This is a genomic window from Cupriavidus gilardii (genome assembly GCF_017598945.1).
Classification (GTDB): Bacteria; Pseudomonadota; Gammaproteobacteria; order Burkholderiales; family Burkholderiaceae; genus Cupriavidus; species Cupriavidus gilardii_E.
In genome coordinates, this window is the sequence record NZ_JAGFTW010000050.1 from 112,558 (window position 1) to 133,860 (window position 21,303).

A 21,303-nucleotide genomic window follows, 5' to 3' on the forward strand; every position below is an offset into this window, starting at 1 on the left:
TCCAAAGACGTGACAGCCGTGACAGGCGTGCCGGATTGTCGCATGGCCCGCATTGGACCGGAACTCTGCTATCGCTACGATGCGCACTGTCCAGTCGACGATGCGCCACGCCGGCCGGAACGGCGCGCACCAACCACGGCTGCCATCCGCATTTCGCCGAGGGCAGTCGTTCCCAACGAACAAGGAGAGACCATGAAGTCCCGTATCGAAGCGCAGTCCCTGCATGCGCACGGCCTGTATCGCCGCCGCCTGCTGCAACTGGCCGGCGGCGCAGCGTTGTTGCCTGTCACGCGCCTCGCGATGGCCGATGCCGCGCCGGCGAGCGCCGTTGCCGCGCCGACCGAGGTCGTCCGCGAGGATTTGATGTCGCACTTTCGTGCGCTGGATGTCGACGGCTGCTTCGCACTGCTCGACGTCAAGGGGAACCGGCTCACGCTGGTCAATGCCAGGCGTGCGAAAACGCGGATGGTGCCCGCGTCGACCTACAAGATTCCGAACAGCCTGATCGCATTCGAGACCGGCGTGGTGGCCGATCCCGACCAGGTCCAGCCGTATGGCGGCGGCAAGACGCGCTTCCCGCAGTGGCAGCGGGACATGAACCTGCGCGAGGCGATTGCGATGTCAAATGTGCCGGTCTACCAGGGCGTGGCCCGGCGCATCGGCATGCAGCGGATGCAGACGTGGGTCGACCGGTTGGACTACGGCAACCGGCAACTCGGGAAGGTGGTGGATCAGTTCTGGCTGCGCGGACCACTGGCGATCTCCGCGGCCGAGCAGACGCGCTTTCTGGCGCGGTTGGCACAGGGGCAGTTACCGGCGTCGCGTCTGAGCCAGCAGTGGGTGCGCGAGATCCTGCGCGTGGAAGCCAATGGCGACCATGCGATCTACGCCAAGACGGGCTGGGCGATGGATTCCGGCTTGAACCACGGCTGGTGGGTGGGTTGGGTCGAAAGAAACGGCGGCGTCTATCCCTTCGCGCTCAATATGGATTTGCAGCGCGAGGAATTGGCGCCAAAGCGCATGACCATCGCACGAGCGATGATGGCCGAACTCGGCGTATTGCCCGCGCAGAACGGGCAATCGCGCAAGACCAGCTAGCGCGGGGCTCGCCGCGCCTGGCGGGCCGCCAGTGTCAGACGGTCGCGTCCAGTTCGGCCGCGCGGGTCTTCGTGGCGGCGGCCTTGCGCTTGCCCTTGGTAAAGCTGGACAGGCCGTCGATCACATCGCGGCCGTAGGCGACGGCCGCTTCGATCGCCTCGCGCGGACTGCCGGCGCGATGCGAAAGCAGCGGCGGCAGCCCCGTCGACGGCTCGCCGCCGAGGGCAACGATATTGACCGTGGCCTCAAAGCTGTCGCGCGCGGTGCCCGACTTGCCGGCTTGTTCGGCGGCATGGTGGACATGGGCCGAGAGCCGATAGCCCTTGTAGACAGCGTGATTGGCGTACATGGTGGACTCCTTGGTAAGGCGCGCGCTCAATGGCGGCGCAAGCGCGTAATCGCGCGTTCGCCCGCTTGCCGGGCGACCTGCTTTGCCAGCGCTTCCGTGCGATGCAGCGTGTCGCGTACGGCGACGTTTTCGAGCACCCGCTCACGTCCGCTTTCATAGCGGCTGACGATATAGGTGGCGAACCACTGGCCGGGGCTTTGCTGGATCGGATGGACGGCGACGGTGTATTGGTTATGGTTTTGGTTTTGAATCATGTTGTTGGAATGGGGCGGTCCCTTGCCCTGTCCGGTGGATCCGCGCGAAGGCGTCAGCGAGTAGAAGGACGCGAGCAGGCGGATTTCGGGCGCTGTGGCGCGTATCGATCGAATAACGACGCGCGATTTGCGACTTACCGAAACGGCGATGGTCACTGCGCTGGATGCCTGCTCCGAGGGAGCCGGAAACATCGGCGCTGCAACGACTGAATGGGAACGCTTGGGTGGTGAATGCCGGACGTCAGGTCGGGCGGCGGGGCCCTTGGGGCCAGCCGGACAGTATCTTGTCTTAATAATCTGTCCGGGTTCTCGCCTCTTGGGGCGAAGGCTCCGACTATAGCACGTTAACCTATGGAGCGTGGCGGCCGTGGTTTGCGGGTGCCCCTTGCCCTCTCCCCAACCCTCTCCCGCAAGCGGGAGAGGGAGCCGGCTTATCGCGAATGCGGCGGCTGTCGCAGCACTGTTCTAGAGAGCCTTCCGCAAGCGGGAGAGGGCCGGGGACAGGGCAAGCGGCGGCCGATATGAGATCGCCGTCTGACTCCCTCCCCTCCGAACCGCACAGCGTCAGATATGCAGCACCCCCCGAATCGTCTCCGCCAGATCCTTCGCCAGAAACTTCGACACATACGCATCCGCACCCACCTTGCGCACATGATCCTCGCTGGCATTGCCCGATAGCGACGAGTGAATGACCACCGGAATCCCCTGGAAGCGCTTGTCCGCCTTGATCTTGCGGGTCAGCGTGAAGCCATCCATCTCCGGCATTTCGAGATCGGTCAGCACGCAGGCGATCTCGTCGCGCACATTGCGGCCGGACTTCGCCGCGGTGGCCGCAATGTCGTTGAGCTGATCCCATGCTTCCTGGCCGGTCTTGGTCATCACCACCGGCACGCCCATCGCATCCAGGCCCTGTTCGATCAGGCTGCGGGCGAGAGCGGAATCGTCCGCCGCGAGAATTTTCGACCCCGGGCGCAACGACAGCTTCGGTCCCACGGTGGAAGGATCGACATCGGGCTGACTGGTTGGCAACACGTCGCGCAGAATCTGTTCGACGTCGAGCACCTGCACCAGGCGAGCGTCGGGGGTGTCCGCATTCAGCTTGGCGATGCTCGTCACGAGTCCGCCCTTGGTGCTGGCCTCGGCCGATACCACCTCATTCCACTCCAGCCGCACGATTTCTTCTACGCCTTCGACGGCGAAGCCCTGGGTCGAGCGCGCGTACTCGGTGACCAGCAGAATGCCGCAGCTGCCGCCCTGTGGCGTGCAGCCAACGATCTTCGCCAGGTCGATCACCGGAATCACCTGTCCGCGGATGTCCGCCATGCCCAGCATGGCCGGCGCACCGCCTACCACGGTCGTGATTTTCGGCATCACCAGGATTTCACGGACCTTGAATACATTGATGCCGAAGATTTCGTTCTGGCCCGAGCGCTCCGCATTTCCCAGCCGGAACAACAATAGTTCGAACTGATTATTGTTGGTCAGGTTGGTTCGCTCGTCGATTTCCTTCATCAGGCCGCTCATGACTTCCCTTTGCTCCTCGCGACGCCCGCACGAGCGGCGGCGCTGTGTCTTGTCAATGTCACACGAGTGTGAAGCTGGGACGCGCGCCCGGGCCGCTCGTGGTACCGACCATTAACGGCCGGCCTTTACGAACCTTGAGCGGCTGCCCCTGCACCAGAACAGGGAATTTTGTAAACAGATATTTACTTAAGTCAGATGTAAGAAGCTCTCAAGGAACTTTTCGCTATTCGCCGTTATGATCCCGTGTGCGTTGATGTAACACTATTGATACATCAATTACAAAAAGACATCGTTTCCGGTACGTGCTCGGCTCGCACGCTGGAACGAGGCAAGGAGGCACCCGCGGCGTACGCGGGATGCTTCCTGCTACGGGTAGAGCAAGAAAGGGGCGGTTAGACCGGGTCAACCGGCGAATCGGGTAGGAGTAGTAATATGCACGAGCCGAATAGTGCGCCGTGGGCCCTTTCCATGCGCGCGCCTATGGTCATCACGTCCTCGCGTCGCGGCGAAGACGTGTTGGCAAGTTACGCCCATCTCACTTCACCTCCCTTGGGATCGCGTGGACGGACCGTTCATGCGCAGGCTATCCCGCTCCACTTTCGCCGCTTCCTCGCTCGATCCGTCACCGGCGCTTTGCCGTGACGGCCACCTCCAGTACGACGCGTTTGATTCGTACGACAGATTTTCCCAAGTTCACATTCGTTTTAATTCCTGTTCATAACGCAACGCTATCATCGCCATAGGTCACGCAATGTATTAACTTTAATACATTAAAGACATTAACTGATCGATAGGCTTCGTCGGACGGCTCGATACAACCGGAAAATGCACGCCATTTTTTCCCGGAGCCGCTCCGACAGCCGTCTTCAGCAGGCAAGAGGTTGAGCGATCGGGGACAGGACCCCGACAAACAGGCAAGGAGAAGTTCAGATGTACGAGCCGAAGAAGGGGCATCCGCAGCGCCGCACGAGCGTTCGCTTGTCCGCTATCACGCTGTCTATCGCTGCGCTGGCGGGCGCCATGACCGAGGCCGCCGCGCAATCCGCACCGGCGAACGCGCAGCAAGGCGCCGCCGCATCGTTCCAGAAGCAGGCCGCCGACCTCGGCATCAAGTCGTGCGCGAACCTGTTCGCGACGCTGGGCGACAGCCTGACCCGCGGCACGACGTACGCGTCCAACGCGTCGACGCAAAGGGACGCACCGAACGATCACGCCGCGCAAGCCGTCGTCGGCATGCGTTACGACACGCCCAACTACAAGGGCCAATCGGCCGGCGTCGTCTTCACGTCGCCGACCAAGACCGGTTGCGAAGGCGGACTGGTGCGCGTCGCACCGTTCCCGCAATCGTGTCCCGATGTCGTCAAGCAGCTGCCGCAAGGCAGCAGCCTGGCCACCACGCTTTCCGGTACGCCGCTGTACAACCTCGGCGGCAACCAAGGGCAGGCGCTGCTGGTTCCCAGCGGCTCGAGCTGTGTCGTAGTAACGGTCGCAAGCGCCATGGAACGCCGATGAAGTGATCCAGGTAGCGGGCGCACCGCTTCTCTAACGCACCGGCCGCGTCAGGCCGGGCGTCTTTCTTCTTCGATTTGGGGATCGAAACCCGGCTTATGGCCGGGGAAGGGGGGCTTTTTGTCTTTGCAAATGGCTCATGTCAGTTTGGCGAACTTTCTGGGGGTAGTCGCCATGCATCAAACCACTACGTTGGCGCTGGCCGAGGCTCGGTCCAGTTTGGGTAAACACGCAATGGCTCTGGGGGTGATGGCGTGAACAAGTCCTATCGCACTATCTGGAACGAGTCCCTGGGCGCCTGGGTTGCGGCCTCGGAGTTGACGAAGTCGCGAGGCAAGCCCAACAAGAGCGCAGTCGCACTGGCGGTTGGCGCGATGCTGTTGGGCGGCATGTCGCAGGCGTACGCGCAGTATTTCGCAGGAGGCGGCACGGCTACCGGCACGAACTCGATCGCCGTGGGCAACGCATCCAATGCGAGCAATGTCAGCGCGATCGCCGTCGGTAATACGGCCGAAGCGTCGGGCTCGAATGCTACGGCCATTGGTTCCGTATCGGAGGCGTCGGGGCTTAACAGCATCGCTATCGGCAGTGTTGCCACGGCCACGGCGGCCAGTGCGACGGCCATCGGCAACAATGCCAATGCTGGAGGCGCAACCTCCACCGCCATCGGTGCAAGCGCGAATGCATCAAACAGCGGCTCCACCGCTCTTGGTTTTGGCGCCCAATCGACCGGGCTATCCAGTGCCGCCTTTGGTTATCAAGCCAATGCGAGCGCAACGGAAGCCCTGGCGCTTGGCTACCAGACCGCGGCCAGCGGTATCAACTCGGTTGCCATCGGTAACCAGGTCACCGTCGCGGGCGAGGGCAGCATTGCCATCGGCGCCAACACCGGCCCAGCGGTCGACGTAGCTTCGACAAATGCAGTCGCCATTGGTTGGGCGGCACAGACCGTCAATGCGCCTTCCTCCGTAGCTATCGGCGATACAGCCATCGCTTCCGCGGCGTCGACGCTTGCCTTGGGTGACGGTGCGCGGGGCAGTGCGGCTCGTACCACGGCGATCGGTTCCAATGCGCAAGCGTCTGCATTGGACGCGATCGCAATGGGTAGCAACGCGATTGCCGATTCGGCAGACGCGGTAGCGATCGGTAACGGCTCGCGGGCCACCGGCGGCAAGGCAGTGTCCATTGGCTCCGGCAACGTCGCCAGCGGCAACGGTGCCGTCGCGATCGGTGACCCGAACACCGCCACCGGCGATGGTGCCGTGGCACAAGGTATGGACAACACCGCGACGGGCAATGGCTCGGTCGCGATGGGTAACACCAACATGGTGGGCGGTGGCGGCCAGGCCGTCAGCACGCCGGGTACCGCGGCGCAGGGCGCGGTCGGTATCGGTTACCGGAACACTGTCGTCGGCCAGGGCAGCGTCGCGATCGGCAATACCAGCCGGGCAATGGCTGCCGGAGCGGTGGCTTTCGGTGACACGGCTGTCGCCAACAACGCAGGCGATGTTGCCCTCGGCTCGGGGTCGGTGACTGCCGCCCCGGTGCCGACGCCCAGCACTGTCATTCGTGGCACGACCTACAACTTCGCCGGCGCCGCGCCGACGAGCGTTGTATCCGTTGGTGCCGTCGGTGCCGAACGTCAGATCCAGAACGTCGCCGCTGGCCGCATCACCGATTCGTCGACCGACGCCATCAACGGTTCGCAGCTCTACGCGGTACAGCAATCGCTCCAATCGGCCGTGGCGGGAGCGGCGCCGCACTATTTCAGCGTCAATGACGGCGGCGTGCCGGGTGCCAACTACAACAACGATGGCGCCACGGGTCTGAATTCGATGGCCGCTGGCTTGGGCGCTACGGCAACGCAGGCAAATTCTCTCGCCGTCGGCCGAGTCGCTACTGCGACCAGCGACGCGGCCACTGCCGTTGGCAATGGCGCTGCGGCGCGAGGCAACAGCTCGCTCGCGCTTGGTGCGCAGGCGACCGCCGTCGGCAATGGCACGGTCGCCGCCGGCCAGGGCGCGGGTGCTGGCTCGACGGTTGGCAATACCAATTCTGTCGCGATGGGCGTCGCAGCCGGGACGCTAGTGAGCGGGGCGCAAAACACGGCGATTGGCGGCGGTGGTGCCAGTGCCATGCGAGGCGCTGGCTCGGGCGTCACCGGCGCACGCAACGTTGCGATGGGTACTGGCGACGGTACCGTGGCCTATGACGGCACGTTGAGCGCATCTGCCGGTAACCTCGTATCGGGCAATGACAACGTCGCTATCGGTACGAATGCCGGCATCGGCGTGACTGCAAACGCGGCCACGTCGATCGGCCTCAACGCCAAGGCAAACGGCCTCAATGCGATTGCCATGGGCACGGGCGCTCAAGCGACTGGCGCGAACAGCATCAGCATCGGCACGGGCAATATCGTCAGTGGTGCCAACTCCGGGGCCGTTGGTGACCCGAGCACCATTACCGGGTCCGGCTCCTATTCGCTGGGTAATAACAACACCATCAACGCCAACAACGCCTTTGTAGTGGGCAATGGCGTGACGATCCCGACAGGTCGCGATGGTTCTGTTGTGCTGGGCAATGCTTCGACGGTCGCAGCAGCTGTACCGACGGCCAGCACGGTGATCCGCGGGACGACCTACAACTTCGCCGGCGCCGCGCCGACCAGCGTTGTCTCGGTCGGTGCCGCCGGTGCTGAACGGCAGATCCAGAACGTCGCGGCGGGCCGCATTGCCCAGACGTCGACGGACGCGATCAACGGTTCGCAGCTCTATGCAGTACAGCAGTCGCTGCAATCGGCAGTGACGGGCTCGGCAGTCCATTACTACAGCGTCAACGACAACGGGACGGTCAGCGCCAACTACAACAACGATGGCGCCACCGGTCGCTTCTCGGTGGCCTCGGGTGCGGGCGCAACGGCCGCCGGAATCCAGGGCACGGCGGTGGGCTATCAAGCCACGGCAAGCGGCCTGGAGGGTACTGCCCTTGGCTATAGCAGCGTCGCAAGCGGGGTCAATGCCACTGCGATCGGCAATCAAGTCGTTGCCGCTGCGGACGGCAGTATCGCGATCGGCACAAACAACATCGGTCAGCACGTCGATGCCGCCTCGACCAATGGTATTTCCATTGGCCTCTGGTCTCGCGTCAACAACGCACCTTCCGGTATCGCCATCGGCAATCAGGCATACACCACGGCCGCACAGGCGATGGCGATAGGCAGCAACGCGGCAGCGTCTGGCGCAGGCTCGACGGCACTTGGCGCAAATTCGACGGCTAGCGGTCTCAATGCCATCGCAGCGGGTACCGGCGCGGTCGCCGATGCCCAAGACGCCGTAGCAATGGGCACCAACGCCCGTGCAACTGGCGGCAAGGCGGTCTCCATCGGTGCGAACAACGTCGCCTACGGCGATGGCGCGGTGGCGATCGGCGATCCGAGCTATGCCAGCGGTACCGGTGCGTTCGTCGGCGGTGCCAACAACATCGCCAATGCGGACGGCACGGCGACTGCAACAGCGGCCAACGCGGCCAACGGTGCGGTGGCGATTGGCAATGCCAATACCGCTATCGGTCAGGGCTCCGTTGCGTTAGGTAACGGCTCGCGAGCAGGCGCGGCCGGTGCACTGGCATTCGGTGACGCGGCGACCGCAACGAATGCTAGTGACGTGGCGCTGGGCTCGGGTTCGGTGACCGCAGCGGCAGTCGGTACGCCGAGTGGAGTCATCGGTGGCAACACCTACAACTTCGCCGGCATCGCGCCGACCTCGACGGTCAGCGTGGGCGCGCCGGGCGCGGAGCGGACCATCACCAACGTCGCCGCCGGTCGCCTCAGCGATACGTCGACCGACGCGGTCAATGGCTCGCAGCTGTACGCGACCAACCAGCAGGTGACGCAGAACACCACCGCGATCTCCAATATCAACAACGGCGCTGGCATCAAGTACTTCCATGCCAACTCGACGTTGCCCGACAGCCAGGCCATCGGCACGGATTCGGTCGCGATCGGTCCGAACGCCGTCGCCAACAACGCTGGCGACATCGCGCTCGGCTCGGGTTCGGTGACGGCAGCGGCAGTGGGCACGCCGGGTGCGACCATCGGCGGCAATGCCTACACCTTCGCCGGTACGACGCCGACCTCGACGGTCAGCGTCGGCGCGCCGGGTGCGGAGCGGACCATCACCAATGTCGCGGCGGGTCGCTTGAGCGATACGTCGACCGACGCGGTGAACGGTTCGCAGCTTTACGCGACCAACCAGCAGGTGAACCTGAACACCGCGAACATCGCCACCAACACGACCAATATCGCCAACCTGAACAACATCATCGGCGATATCAACAACGGTGGCGGCATCAAGTACTTCCACGCCAACTCGACGCTGCCGGATAGTCAGGCCATCGGCACGGACTCGGTCGCGATCGGTCCGAACGCAGTCGCCAACAACGCTGGCGACATCGCGCTCGGTTCGGGCTCGGTGACGGCAGCGGCTGTCGGCACGCCGGGTGCGACCATCGGTGGCAATGCGTACACCTTCGCCGGTACCACGCCGACCTCGACGGTCAGCGTCGGCGCGGTGGGCGCGGAGCGGACCATTACCAACGTCGCCGCCGGTCGCTTGAGCGATACGTCGACCGACGCGGTGAACGGCTCGCAGCTGTACGCGACCAACCAGCAGGTGAACCTGAACACCGCCGATATCACCAATCTGAACAACACGATCGACAACATCAACAACGGTGGTGGCATCAAGTACTTCCACGCCAACTCGACGTTGCCGGATAGCCAGGCGATCGGCGCGAACTCGGTCGCGATCGGTCCGAACGCCGTGGCCAACAACGCCGGTGACATCGCGTTGGGTTCGGGTTCGGTGACGGCGGCCGCGGTAGCGACGACGGGTGCGACCATCGGTGGCAATGCCTACACCTTCGCCGGTGCGGCGCCGACCTCGACGGTCAGCGTGGGTGCGGTGGGCGCGGAGCGGACCATCACCAATGTCGCGGCGGGTCGTCTCAGCGATACGTCGACCGACGCGGTCAATGGCTCGCAGCTGTACGCGACCAACCAGCAGGTGGACCTGAACACCGGCAACATCGCCACCAACACGACCAATATCGCCAACCTGAACAACATCATTGGCGATATCAACAACGGCGCTGGCATCAAGTACTTCCATGCCAATTCGACGTTGGCCGACAGCCAGGCGCTCGGCACCGACAGCATCGCCGTCGGTCCGCAGGCAGTCGCCAACAACACGAACAGCATCGCGATGGGTAACGGCGCGGTCTCGAGTGTCGATGGCGGCGTGGCGCTCGGTTCGGGTTCGGTGTCGGATCGCGCGCTCGCTCCGGTGAGCGGCACGATCACCGCCGGTACCGCGATCGTTCCGTACAACACCACCGACGTGAACCTGGCCGGTGCGGTGTCGGTGGGCAATGCCGCGACCAACACGCTGCGCCAGATCACCAACGTGGCCGACGGTACCAGCGCGCATGACGCCGTGACGATCCGCCAGCTGCAAGGCGCGATCGGTTCGGTCACTGCCACCGGTACCAAGTACTTCCACGCGAACTCGACGTTGAACGATTCGCTGGCGGTCGGCGTCGATTCGATTGCGGTGGGTCCGGAGACGATCGTCAACGGCGACAACGGCATCGGCATGGGCAAGAACGCCCAGGTCGCACAGACCGCGCCCGGCGGTACCGCGATCGGCCAGAACTCGCTGGTGTCGCAGGCCGATGGCGTGGCGCTGGGTACCAACGCGCAGTCGCAGGGCATCCAATCCCTGGCGCTGGGCGCGGGTTCGCAGGCGGTGTTCGCCAACAGCGTGGCGCTGGGCGCAGGCTCGGTGACGACGGTGGGCGCGCGTACCGGCTACATCGGCTACGGCGTCGGCAGCCAGAACTCGGTGGGTGAGGTGTCGGTCGGCAATGCAGGCGCCGAACGGCAGATCACCAACGTCGCCGCGGGCTCGGCGCCGACCGATGCGGTCAACGTCAGCCAGCTGAACCAGGTCGCGCAGAACACGGCGACCTCGTTTGGTGGTGGCGCTTCGTACGATTCGACCACGGGTTCCTACACCGCGCCGACGTACTCGGTGGGCGGCGCCACGTACAACAACGTGGGCGACGCGCTGGGCGCACAGGACACCATCGTCAAGAATCAGGGCGACAGCATTGCCAACCACTTTGGCGGCGGCACGACCTATAACCCGGCCACCGGCACCATCGGCGGCGGCTTCACGGTCAACGGCAAGACCTACGCGAACGTGGCCGATGCGATCGGCGACACCGCGGGCCAGGTCGAGAACTCGATCCAGTACGACAACTCGGATCGCTCGCAGATCACGCTGGGCGGCACCAACGGGACGAAGATCACCAACGTCGCGGCCGGCAACATCAGCGAGAACTCGACGGATGCCGTCAACGGTTCGCAGCTGCACCAGACCAACACCACGGTGAACAACCTGGTCGAGGGCAAGATCGGTATCGTCAAGCAGGAGACGAGCAACGGTCCGATCTCGGTCGGTGGCGACACCGGCGGCACCACGGTCAACATGGCGGGCAAGGATGGCGATCGCCGCATCACGGGGGTGGCCGAAGGTACGGCGCCGACCGATGCGGTCAACGTCAACCAGCTGAACCGCATCAGCCAGGGCATCGACCAGAAGTTCGCCGGCATGGACAGCCGTATCCGCGCCGTCGAGAACCGGTCGAACGCCGGTATCGCTTCGGCGATGGCGATGGCTGGTCTGCCGCAGGCCTACCTGCCGAACAAGAGCATGCTGGCCATCGGTGCCGCCACGTTCAATGGCGAGACCGGCTACGCGCTGGGCTTGTCGCGCGTGTCGGACAACGGCTCGTGGGTGTACAAGGCGTCTGGTGCCGCTTCGTCGCGTGGCGACTACGGTGGCGCGGTGGGCGTCGGCTATCAGTGGTAAGCCGCACGGAATTGTCCGTGTAGCACGGGCGTGCGCCAGTCCCTCAGCTGGCGCACGTCCGACCACTACCCGATCATCAACGTCCCGTCGGCGCGAAGACGCCACGCCGGGACAAGGAGTTCGAAACCATGTTTGATTCGATGAAACGCCATGCCGCACCCTGCGCCGCCTTGCTGGCGGCCGTGCTGCTGGCCGGCTGCGGCAACCTGAGCAAGATCGACGACAAAGGCCACACCGCGGCGCCGGTCTGGCCGAAGATGGATGTCGAGAACATGACGCTGCTCGAGGGCATCCATCCGGACCCGAACAGCCTGGCGCTGGTCAAGGCCGGCATGACGAAGGACCAGCTGTATCACCTGCTGGGCCGCCCGCACTTCCTCGAGGGCTTCTTCTTCGTGCGCGAATGGGACTACCTGTTCCATCTGCAGACGCCGTCCGGCGACAAGGCCTGCCAGTACAAGGTCCTGTTCGACCGCGACACGCGCGCGCAGGAATTCCTGTGGCGCGAGAAGGAGTGCGAGGAAGCGGCGAAGGCGTTGATCACGAAGGCGAAAGCCTGACGATCCGTGTTGGAGGTCACTGGGTCGCCGTTCGCGGGGACCCAGCGACTTGAGGTAGCATTGCCCGGTCTGCTTTTTCGAGCAGACCACAGACACCTTGATCGGGCCGGTAACGGCCCTTGTTTTTTGGAGTTGCCATGTATCGCGCCGCATCGGTTGCCGCTTCCGTTCTTGCCGTCTTCGCCCTCGGCGCCTGCCAACAGATGCCCGCTCAGCAGGGACAGCAGCCCGTCCCGATGGCGCCTGCCGCCGCGGCTCAGGCTCCGGCACCGGCTCCCGCGCAGGCGCCGCGCGCCGCCGTGCCCCAGCAGGCAGCGCAGCAGCCGGCCGTCGAATTCCGCCTCGCGCAGCCCGAGCGCGCGCCCAATCTCAACGAACTGCGCATGGCGAACGCGACGTTGTGGGTCGCACCGCAGCCGGTGCTCGCGCGCAATGACCTGAACACGGTGGTGGCAGTCAAGGCGAAGGACGGCAAGTCGTATGTGCGCTTCAACTTCACGCAGCCCGGCGCGCAGAAGCTCGCCGCGCTGACGCAGCGCTTCTCGGGCAAGAACCTGGTGCTGACGGTCGGCGGCAATCTGGTCGCCACGCCCCGCATCGGACGGCCGATCACCAACGGCGTGCTGTTCGTGCCGATGGCCAGCGAACAGCAGGCGCTGAACGTGGCAGCGGTGATCGGCGGCGCCGGCGCACCGGCGGCGCGGTAAGGCCGTCCGGGCTTATTCGCCGATATAGCCAGGCAGTCCCCGCGCCTTGGGACTCCTGGCCGCCTTGACCGCCAGCGCCAGCGCGTAGGCGAAGCACTCGGGCTTGTCCATCGGCCCGCGGATCTCCCGCCGGAAGAAGTCCGCCCATTTGAAATCCGGAAATGCCTGCTTGACCCTGCGATAGCCGCCGGCGATGCGGGCAAAGGCCTCGAGGCTGCGATACGGATCGTCGCGCATGCCCGCGACCGAGCGCGGCAGCGCCGACAGCGGCTGGCGCTGGCCGTGCTCGTCGTAGGGGTGGACCTGATGGCGGCGCAGCATGTACTCCCAGAACTCGTCCTCCGAGCGGTCGCTCAGGTCCTTGCGCACGAACACCGGGATGATCTCGAAACCCAGCTCGTGCCAGGCGCGCACCCAGTGGTGGTGGTCCACGACCCACAGCACATGGTTCGGTCCCACGATCACGTGAATGCGGTGCTTGTCGAAGAAGGCCTCGAGCCGGTCTTCGGGCTGCCGACGCGTCGTCTGCATCTTGCGCTTGACATGCAGCATGCCGACCGTGATCTGGGTCGGCCGCAGCTCCGCGATCGGCGCGCGGAGCTTGCTGCCTTTGGCCAGGGTCGTGGTTCCCACGTGCGCCGTTCCGGCCGGCTCAGCGGTTGTTTCCCTTGCCGGTCGAACCGAGCCCGTCACCGATGTCGGGCGTGCTGCCCGATGCGGAGGAGACCGACGAACCGGATGTGCCTGACGTTCCCGAGGTTCCCGACGTTCCCGTGCTGCCCGTGCTGCCTGTAGTGCCGGAGGTGCCCATCGTGCCGGACGACAGCGGCGACCCGGTGGAAGTGGCCGACGTGGAGCCCGATGAGCCCGATGAGCCCGACGTTCCGCTGCTGCCGCTACTGCCGCTGCTGCTGCTGCGATAGTCGCCGCCCGCTTCCGAACCCGCACCCGCGCTGCCCATCTCGCGCGTCACGCGAATCTGGTTGTGGACCTCCTGGACGCCGAAGATCTCGTCCGCGATATCCTCGATGACGAACTTTTCATGCCGCTCGCGCACGGTGCCGGTCAGCGTCACGGTGCCGCCGCTGACTTCGACCGAGACCTGGCTGACATCGACCATCGGCACATCGGACAGCCGCTCGCACAGGTCCTCGCGAATGCGCTCGTCCGAACGCTGATAGCCCTTCGGGCCGACGCGGCGACGGCGTTGCTGTTGTCCGTACTGCTGACCTGACTGCTGACCTGACTGCTGCCCGTACTGCGAGCCGTACTGGGACCCGGACTGCTGCCCATACTGCGACCCATAGCCCGACTGCGACTGATATTGCGAGCCGCCGCGCTGGCCGCCGGACTCGTAGCTCTCCAACCCGTAGCCGCGGCCGCCCTGACGGGAGCCGCCGCCATAGCCCGACGAACCGCTCTGGCGGTAGCCCGGATCGCCCGGATAGGCGCGTTGTCCGCCGCTGTACGACTGGCCGCCGCTGGAGCTGCTGCCGTAATAGCCGCCGCCATAGCCGGCTTCGCTGCCGCGACGCAGCCGTTCGCGCGCCTCGAGGTCGCGCCATGTATCGCCGCCGCTGCCGCCGCGTCCTTGCTCGCGACCATAGCCGCCGTATTGCTGGCCGCCATAGCCCTGTATCGCGCTTTCACCCGAGCTCTGGCCCATGCGTCCGTCATCGCGGCCGGTATCGCGCACGCCGTACATGCCATAGCGCTCCACGCCGCCGCCGCTGGGGTCGTAGCCGGCATAGCCGCTGCTGTACGGGTTGCGCGCGCCGCCCATGTCGTGCGGGTCGTAGCGGCCCTGTCCGCTGCCGCGATAGCGCGGCGAGGATTGCTGCTCGAACGACGACCCGCCGCCGCTGCGCTGTTGGTCGCGGGTAGTGCCGGCGGAACCGGCGCCGCGCCGCCCGGCGCCCCATTCATCGCGCCAGCGTTCGCGTTCGTCCTCATAGCGTTGACCCTGGCCCTGACCTTGGCCTTGGCCGTAACGCTGCTGACCGGGGCGCTGGCCGCCGTATTGCCCGCGGCCCGATTGCCCGCGGCCGTATTGCTCGCGGCCGCCGTATTGTTCGCGTTCGCCTTCGTCGCCGTATTCGCCAAACCGCATTTCTTCGCCCATGTCGTCACCGTCCTTGTCACGCCACCATTCGCTGCCGCTCCCCTGATCACGCCCCGGACCGCTGCCGTAGCCACCGTAGCCGCCGGGGTAGCGCTGATTGCTACCGTTGCTCATCTGTCCCTCCTTGCGTACCGAGTGGCGGCACGCGCCGCGCACTGCGTCGGGCCGTTGCCCGACCGGGGAATGAGCCGCAAGAACCGTACCGCTGTGCGCGCGGGGCGGCATGCGAATGCGAGGCGCGTGCACGGCGCGACGATCGAATCCGCGGTGAAGACGCGTCATGCAAAGTTTGCCGCCGGCGCTTGTAAAAAGTACGGCGCATGGCGGCGCCGGCACAGAAGCGCAGTCTCTTTCGACATTTGCGTGAGCCAAGGGGTCCGTGTTCGCCTGGCGGGTATGGAACTTGCGCTATATCGGTATTGCCGATCCTCCGGCCAGGGCGCGCTTTGCTTGCCGCAGCCCGCCATGCCGACGGCGCTTCAGGAATCGCCATGCCAGATGCAGCCAGTACCGACCGCGAACGCCTCGCCAGCGTCGCCCGCGAAGTGATGAACGGCAAGTCCGCCAACGGCAATGCCAATGGCGCCGCCAACGACTCGCCGGAAGATGACCGGCAGGGCTGGCGACGACGCGTGATGCACGGCTTCGAATGGTTCGCCGGCCACGCGACGCGCGGTGCCGGCTCGCCGATCGCGTTTGCGATGGCAGTCGGCGTGGTGATCGTCTGGGCGGTGACGGGGCCGATGTTCAATTACTCGGAGACCTGGCAGCTGGTCATCAACACGGCCACGACGATCATTACCTTCGTGATGGTGTTCCTGATTCAGCAGGCGCAGAACAAGGACTCGCTGGCGGTCCATCTGAAGCTCAATGAATTGCTGGCATCGCATCGCCATGCCAGCAGCCGGCTGGTGTCGATCGAGGATCTGGACGAAGAGGATCTGAAGAAGCTGGCGGCGTTCTACCGGCAATTGTCCGAGCTGGCCGAGCGCGAAAGCGATATCGCGGAAACCCACGGGCTCGACGACGCGCTGCAGACGCATGTCGCCAAGCAGGAGGCCCGGCACGATCTGGAAGAAGAGGTCGCGGCGGAGATCGGATCGAAGAAGGCGCCTCGCGACGATGGCGTCTGACGGACCCGTGCAGGTCGCCGTGTAGATCGCCATGTCGATCGCCGTGTAGATCGGTATGCGTGTTGCAAGATCGACATGCCCGAGACGCCGCCATCCGGCGGGGACGCGCCCTTGGCGTGCCCCCATGCCCGGGCGCATTCCTTGCACAGCGCGAAGAATGTCGTTGCCGAACCCAGGAGCCAATCATGTCGACCATCGTGGCAGGGCGTTTCGATTCCTTCGCTGACGCCGAGCGCGCGGCGCGAGGGCTGTATGGACACGGATTCTCGGTATGGGATGTGTCGATCTTTACGGTCGGCACGTCGCAGCCCGCGCAGGAACTGGCGCGCCCGCCCGGCGTGCTGCTGGCTGCGCGGGTCGAGCCCGAACGGCTGCAGACCGCGGCCGAACTGATCCGCCTGGAAGGCGGGCGCGAACTCGAGCAGGCCGAGGGCCAATGGGAGAACGGCCGCTGGTCGGACTTCGATCCGATGGGCACGCCGCTGCCGCTGCAGGAGACCGCGCCGCACGAACGCGCCGGCCAGCTGGGCGAAGGCGCGCTGAGCGCGACCGGCAACGAGGACCCGGGTAGCGAGATCGATCAGTCGGTCCGGCAGGACGAGGACCGTCATGCCGGGCAGGGCGCAGGGGCCGGTGAGGCAGGAGCGGCCGATGTGGCCGGCGGCAATGGCGAGCGCGATCTCGGCGTGCTGCTGACGCCGGGCCAGCACACCACCACGCACGAGGGCGTCAGCAAGGACGACGAGGCGCGCATGCAGGGCCAGCGGGCGGGCGAACCGCGGCAGCAGGGCGCGGCGGGGCAGGCGCCATCGGGTGGCCAGCGATCGACTCAGGGATCGACCCAGGGATCGACGCAGGGCACGAGCGAAGGTCAGGGCCAGGGCGCCCACCCAGCCGAGGAGCAACCGCGCGAAGCGTGGGAATCGGCGCAGTCCCATCGCCAGCCCGGCGAACAGAGCGACGAACCGGAGTTGGTGCGCGGGGCGACCACCACGCCCGAGCCCAGCGGGCCGAACGACACCTTCCGCCAGATCCGCCGCGGCCAGCTCCCGCCGGGAGTTGGCGAGGGCGACCTGCGCGATCCGGGCAGCACCACGCCGGACGCGCCCAAGGTCGACAACCGGTCGTGACGGACACGGTCTACCCGGCGCCCCGATAAGCGCCGTCGCCCACCAGCGAGACGATGCCGCCGACCAACGGACATCCCACCCCTGCCTCCAAACGCCGGATCGCGGCCGAACTCTGGGCCACGATTTGGCGTTTTCGCGGCCGCGTCGGCGTGGCCGTGGTGCTGCTGATCCTGGCCAAGGCCGCCGCCGTGGCGGTGCCGCTGGTGCTGAAGCTGGTGGTGGACGATGTGGCCCCGGTGGCCACCGGCGCCGCCGCGATGGCCGGCGCGGCGATCACGATGCCGGTCTTCCTGGTGCTCGCCTACGCGGCGCTGCGCCTGCTCGGCAACGCCTTCAACGAGCTGCGCGACGTCGTGTTCGCGCCGGTCACGCAGCGCACCGTGGCCACCTTCATGGAGCGCACCTTCGCGCATCTGCATGCGCTTGGCGCGCGCTTTCATGCCCGCCGCGAAACGGGCAGCGTGATTCGCGATCTGGAGAAGGGCACCGCGGCGATCGGCTTCCTGCTCGGCGTCGCGGTCTTCACCATCGTGCCGACGCTGATGGAGATCGGCTCGGTGCTGATCATCATGATTGCGGCCTATGGCGGGGCCTTCGCCGCGATCATCGTGGTGACCTTCGCGCTGTATGCCGGCTACACCTTCGTAATGACGCGGCGCCGGACGCGCGTGCAGCGCAAGGTCAATGCGGTGGAAGCGCAGACCAATAGCAAGGTCGTCGACAGCCTGCTGAACTACGACACGGTCAAGTTCTTCGCGCGCGAGCGCTTCGAGACGCGGCGCCTGTCCGGCCTGCTCGAAGGCTGGGTCGATGCCAGCGTCGAGAACCAGTACGCGCTGTCCGCGCTGCATGTGGGGCAGAGCTGCTGCATTGCGCTGGGCGTGGCGGCGGTGATGCTGCTGGCGACCGAGCGCGTCGTCACCGGCGCGCTGACCGTTGGCGACCTGGTGCTGATCAACGCCTACATCATCCAGGTAGTGCTGCCGCTCAATACGCTCGGCTTCATCTTCCGCGAGTCCAACGACGCGATGACGCAGGTCGAGCGGCTGTTCGCGCTGCTCGATGCCCAGGGGCCGCCGGGCGAAGACCACGATGCGCCGGGCGCGCGGCCGCTGCACGTGACGCGCGGCGAGATCGTGTTCGAGCACGTCAACTTCAGCTATGACCCGAGCCGGCAGACGCTGTGGGACGTCAGCATCCGCATCGGCGCCGGACAGACCGTGGCAGTGGTCGGCGGCAGCGGCTCGGGCAAATCGACGCTGGCGCGGTTGTTGTTCCGCCTGTATCTGCCCGACAGCGGCAAGATCAGCATCGACGGGCAGGACCTGCGGCTGGTCACGCAGCAGAGCCTGCGCGAGGTGATCGGCATCGTGCCGCAGGACACCATCCTGTTCAACGACACCATCGCCTACAACATCGGCTACGGCCGCGAGGGTGCGACCCGCGCCGATATCGTCGAGGCCGCGCGCGCCGCGCAGCTCGACACCTTTATCGACCGGCTGCCCGACACCTACGAGACCCGCGTCGGCGAGCGCGGCGTGCGGCTGTCCGGCGGCGAGCGCCAGCGCGTGGCGATCGCCCGTGCGCTGCTGAAGAAGCCGCCGATCGTGGTGTTCGACGAGGCCACCTCGGCGCTCGATACGCGGTCTGAGCGCGCGATCCAGCGCGAGCTGGCCGAAGTGGCGAAGGGCCGCACCGCGCTGATCATCGCGCACCGGCTGTCCACCATCGCCGATGCCGACCATATCCTCGTGATGGAGCATGGCCGCGTGGTGGAGGAGGGCACCCATGATGCGCTGCTGGCCAGGCGCGGCGTCTATGCGCAGATGTGGCGCCTGCAACAGCAGCAGCGCGAACTGGAACGCACCGAGCAGAAGCTGGCGCTGCAGCCGATCCGGCTCGAGGCCATCGTCGCCGCGGTGGTCGACGGGCTGCGCGAGCTGATTGCGGAGCGGCAGGTCAATCTGTTCACCGTGCTGGGCGAGGCGGAACTGCGCGTGACCGGCGATCCGGGCGTGGTGCAGAAGGCCGTGTGGGAGCTGTGCCATGCCCTGATCGACGACATGGAGCCGGGCGGGCGCATCGAATTGCGGCTGGAACGGCAGGGCGGCGAGGCCTCGCTCTACGTTGCCGCGCCGGACCGGCAGGCGCCGCTGCCCGATATGCGGGAGCTGGAGAACCTGCTGGAGGACCATGCCGTCCGCCTGACGGTCGATCCGCATGGACACGGCTATCGCATCGCGATGCCGCTGCGGCCGATCCGCGAAACGCCGGCCCCGCCGCCGGTCGCGCCGCCCGATATCACGGCCACGCTGCCCGCACCCGACGCGCTGAAGGGGCTGCGCATTCTGGTGCTCGACGACGACGAGCCCACGCGCGAGGTGCTGACCAGCACGCTGGAGGACTACGGCGCCGACGCGCAGGCGTTCGGTCGTGGCGACGATCTGCTTGCGCTGCTCGGCAACGCCGATCCGCAGCACTGGCCGCAGGTGCTGCTGTGCGATATCGCGCTCGACGAAGAGGACGGCTACACCGTGCTGCGGCGCGTGCGCCGGCTCGAGACGGAGCGCAACGTGCCGCTGGCCTGCCGCCTCAGCGCGATCGCGCTGTCCGGACATGCCGAGGCCCAGGACCGCATGCGCGCGATGATGGCCGGCTTCCAGGTGCACCTGTCCAAGCCGGTGCAGATCGGCGAGCTGGTGGTGGCGATCCATTCGATGGTGCGTCACCGCGATGTCGACACCACGGTGCCCGGGCCGCGCAGCTAGCGCGAGGGCGTTGCCGGTCTGCGGTCGCGGTCCATCGATTTTCGTTTCACTCCCCAACCGACTATCCGACTGACTATCTGATCCACTACGCGATCAGCTACGTGATCGAGGAGAAACCATGCAGTCTCACGACACCCCCGATTTGCCCGGTTCCACGCCGTCCCGGTCCTCCGCCGACGTGCCTGGCCGCACCGCCTCGCCCGGCACGGCGCGGGGCAGCCGATTTGCCGATGCGGCCAGCGCCGAGCGCGCCGTCGCGCTGGCGATCCCAATGCTCGAAGCCGCGGTGCGCGACCGCGAGGTCGGCGAAGGCGGCTTCCTGCATGTGGTCGTGATGGACCCGGGCAAGGGGCCGGGAGATTGCCCGTTCGAGCAGGCGATCCTGTACGAATACTCGACGCCGGGGCGCGAGCGCTGGGACGCGGACTACGCCTGGTATGCGCGCGAGAAGGCCAAGGTGGCCTGGCGCACCGGCATGGCCACCGACCAGCTCCAGGCGCGCGCGCCGCACCTGCTGCGCGCGGAGGAATCGATGCTGGGCGGCGCCGCCGTGCTCGACGGCATCGTGGTCGCGGTCAGCGGCGCGAACCCCTGGTACGACGAAGCCTTCGCGCTGAGCGTCGCCGCGCTGCTGCGCGCGGTGGCGCAGCAGCGGCGGAGAGCGGAAAAGTAGTTTCGTGATTCGTTGCAAGTGCCCATAGCGATTGGCGCTCGCGACAGCCGGCTCCCTCTCCCGCTTGCGGGCGAGGGCAGCAGTCGTGCGGTAAGCGATCGCGCTGGTGGCACCCTGCTCCCTCTCCCGCTTGCGGGAGAGGGTTGGGGAGAGGGCAGGGGCGCATCCCTTGCCTCAGTGGTCTGCCAGTGCCCAACACCCTCTCCCCCGACCCCTCTCCCGCAAGCGGGAGAGGGGAGAAGTCGTGCGATGAGCGATCGCGCTGGCGACACCCTGCTCCCTCTCCCGCCTGCGGGAGAGGGTTGGGGAGAGGGCAGGGGCGCATGCATTGCCTCAGTGGATCGCCAGTGCCCAATACCCTCTCCCCCGACCCTCTCCCGCAAGCGGGCGAGGGGAGAAGTACAACGGCCGGAGGATGGGAGAGCAACCGTGTCAAGTGGGCATGTTGTTCTGCCATGGCTGACCGGACTTCACCATCGCGTTGAGGACCGTTAGCAGCTTGCGCATACACGCGGTAATGGCAACCTTGAAGGGCTTGCCGGCG

General features: G+C 66.1%; 13 protein-coding genes and 4 pseudogenes. 11 read left to right on the forward strand and 6 right to left on the reverse strand.

Features of this window, described 5'->3' with window-relative positions:
• Nucleotides 1-192 precede the first annotated feature (192 nt).
• Nucleotides 193-1,098 carry an OXA-837 family class D beta-lactamase gene (blaOXA, locus tag J5T34_RS18835; protein WP_208581722.1) on the forward strand — a complete coding sequence of 302 codons (906 nt, stop codon included), beginning with the start codon at nucleotides 193-195 and terminating at the stop codon, nucleotides 1,096-1,098.
• Nucleotides 1,099-1,132: 34 nt separating this feature from the next.
• Here blaOXA and J5T34_RS18840 read toward each other — a convergent pair whose 3' ends face one another.
• The 3 genes from J5T34_RS18840 to J5T34_RS18850 all read right to left on the reverse strand — a co-directional run bounded on the left by J5T34_RS18840 (nucleotide 1,133) and on the right by J5T34_RS18850 (nucleotide 3,225).
• Nucleotides 1,133-1,447 carry a GTP cyclohydrolase gene (locus tag J5T34_RS18840; RefSeq protein WP_208581724.1) on the reverse strand — a complete coding sequence of 105 codons (315 nt, stop codon included), beginning with the start codon at nucleotides 1,445-1,447 and terminating at the stop codon, nucleotides 1,133-1,135.
• A gap of 26 nt (nucleotides 1,448-1,473) precedes the next feature.
• Complete coding sequence (locus J5T34_RS24135) at nucleotides 1,474-1,857, reverse strand: hypothetical protein (RefSeq protein WP_347880671.1); 384 nt, start codon at nucleotides 1,855-1,857, stop codon at nucleotides 1,474-1,476.
• A gap of 408 nt (nucleotides 1,858-2,265) precedes the next feature.
• Nucleotides 2,266-3,225, reverse strand: coding sequence for a chemotaxis protein (locus J5T34_RS18850; protein ID WP_208581727.1), 960 nt, complete (start codon nucleotides 3,223-3,225; stop codon nucleotides 2,266-2,268).
• Nucleotides 3,226-4,155: 930 nt separating this feature from the next.
• Here J5T34_RS18850 and J5T34_RS18855 point away from each other — a divergent pair.
• From J5T34_RS18855 to J5T34_RS18870, 6 genes and pseudogenes are all read left to right on the forward strand, one after another.
• The gene (locus J5T34_RS18855) at nucleotides 4,156-4,737 is read left to right on the forward strand and encodes a hypothetical protein (protein ID WP_208581729.1); all 582 of its coding nucleotides are present in this window, start codon (nucleotides 4,156-4,158) and stop codon (nucleotides 4,735-4,737) included.
• A gap of 251 nt (nucleotides 4,738-4,988) precedes the next feature.
• Nucleotides 4,989-5,612: pseudogene (locus J5T34_RS24185) on the forward strand (ESPR-type extended signal peptide-containing protein); the annotation flags it as partial.
• 153 nt (nucleotides 5,613-5,765) lie between these two features.
• Nucleotides 5,766-11,187: pseudogene (locus tag J5T34_RS18860) on the forward strand (ESPR-type extended signal peptide-containing protein); the annotation flags it as partial.
• Nucleotides 11,188-11,318: 131 nt separating this feature from the next.
• Nucleotides 11,319-11,666: pseudogene (locus J5T34_RS24190) on the forward strand (YadA family autotransporter adhesin); the annotation flags it as partial.
• A 128-nt stretch (nucleotides 11,667-11,794) separates the two neighbouring features.
• Nucleotides 11,795-12,226 carry an outer membrane protein assembly factor BamE gene (locus tag J5T34_RS18865; protein WP_208581733.1) on the forward strand — a complete coding sequence of 144 codons (432 nt, stop codon included), beginning with the start codon at nucleotides 11,795-11,797 and terminating at the stop codon, nucleotides 12,224-12,226.
• A 137-nt stretch (nucleotides 12,227-12,363) separates the two neighbouring features.
• Nucleotides 12,364-12,933 (forward strand): SecDF P1 head subdomain-containing protein, encoded by a 570-nt coding sequence (locus tag J5T34_RS18870; protein ID WP_208581735.1) that lies wholly within the window; start codon nucleotides 12,364-12,366, stop codon nucleotides 12,931-12,933.
• Between the two features lie 12 nt (nucleotides 12,934-12,945).
• Here the strand turns inward: J5T34_RS18870 and J5T34_RS18875 are convergent, their stop codons facing one another.
• Both J5T34_RS18875 and J5T34_RS23975 read right to left on the reverse strand, forming a co-directional pair.
• Nucleotides 12,946-13,566 carry a ParB-like protein gene (locus J5T34_RS18875; protein WP_208581737.1) on the reverse strand — a complete coding sequence of 207 codons (621 nt, stop codon included), beginning with the start codon at nucleotides 13,564-13,566 and terminating at the stop codon, nucleotides 12,946-12,948.
• A 19-nt stretch (nucleotides 13,567-13,585) separates the two neighbouring features.
• Nucleotides 13,586-15,169 (reverse strand): BON domain-containing protein, encoded by a 1,584-nt coding sequence (locus tag J5T34_RS23975; protein WP_244259060.1) that lies wholly within the window; start codon nucleotides 15,167-15,169, stop codon nucleotides 13,586-13,588.
• Between the two features lie 521 nt (nucleotides 15,170-15,690).
• On the opposite strand from J5T34_RS23975, the gene J5T34_RS18885 reads away from it, so the two are divergent.
• The 4 genes from J5T34_RS18885 (at nucleotide 15,691) to J5T34_RS18900 (ending at nucleotide 20,759) form a co-directional block, all read left to right on the forward strand.
• Complete coding sequence (locus tag J5T34_RS18885; protein WP_244259066.1) at nucleotides 15,691-16,188, forward strand: low affinity iron permease family protein; 498 nt, start codon at nucleotides 15,691-15,693, stop codon at nucleotides 16,186-16,188.
• Between the two features lie 185 nt (nucleotides 16,189-16,373).
• Nucleotides 16,374-17,318, forward strand: coding sequence for a hypothetical protein (locus J5T34_RS18890; RefSeq protein WP_208581740.1), 945 nt, complete (start codon nucleotides 16,374-16,376; stop codon nucleotides 17,316-17,318).
• 53 nt (nucleotides 17,319-17,371) lie between these two features.
• A complete protein-coding gene (locus J5T34_RS18895; protein WP_208581742.1) occupies nucleotides 17,372-20,086 on the forward strand; it encodes an ABC transporter transmembrane domain-containing protein in 2,715 nt (904 codons plus the stop codon).
• 271 nt (nucleotides 20,087-20,357) lie between these two features.
• Nucleotides 20,358-20,759 carry a heme-binding protein gene (locus J5T34_RS18900; RefSeq protein WP_244259067.1) on the forward strand — a complete coding sequence of 134 codons (402 nt, stop codon included), beginning with the start codon at nucleotides 20,358-20,360 and terminating at the stop codon, nucleotides 20,757-20,759.
• Nucleotides 20,760-21,191: 432 nt separating this feature from the next.
• Here the strand turns inward: J5T34_RS18900 and J5T34_RS18905 are convergent.
• A pseudogene (locus J5T34_RS18905) lies at nucleotides 21,192-21,303 on the reverse strand (IS110 family transposase); the annotation flags it as partial.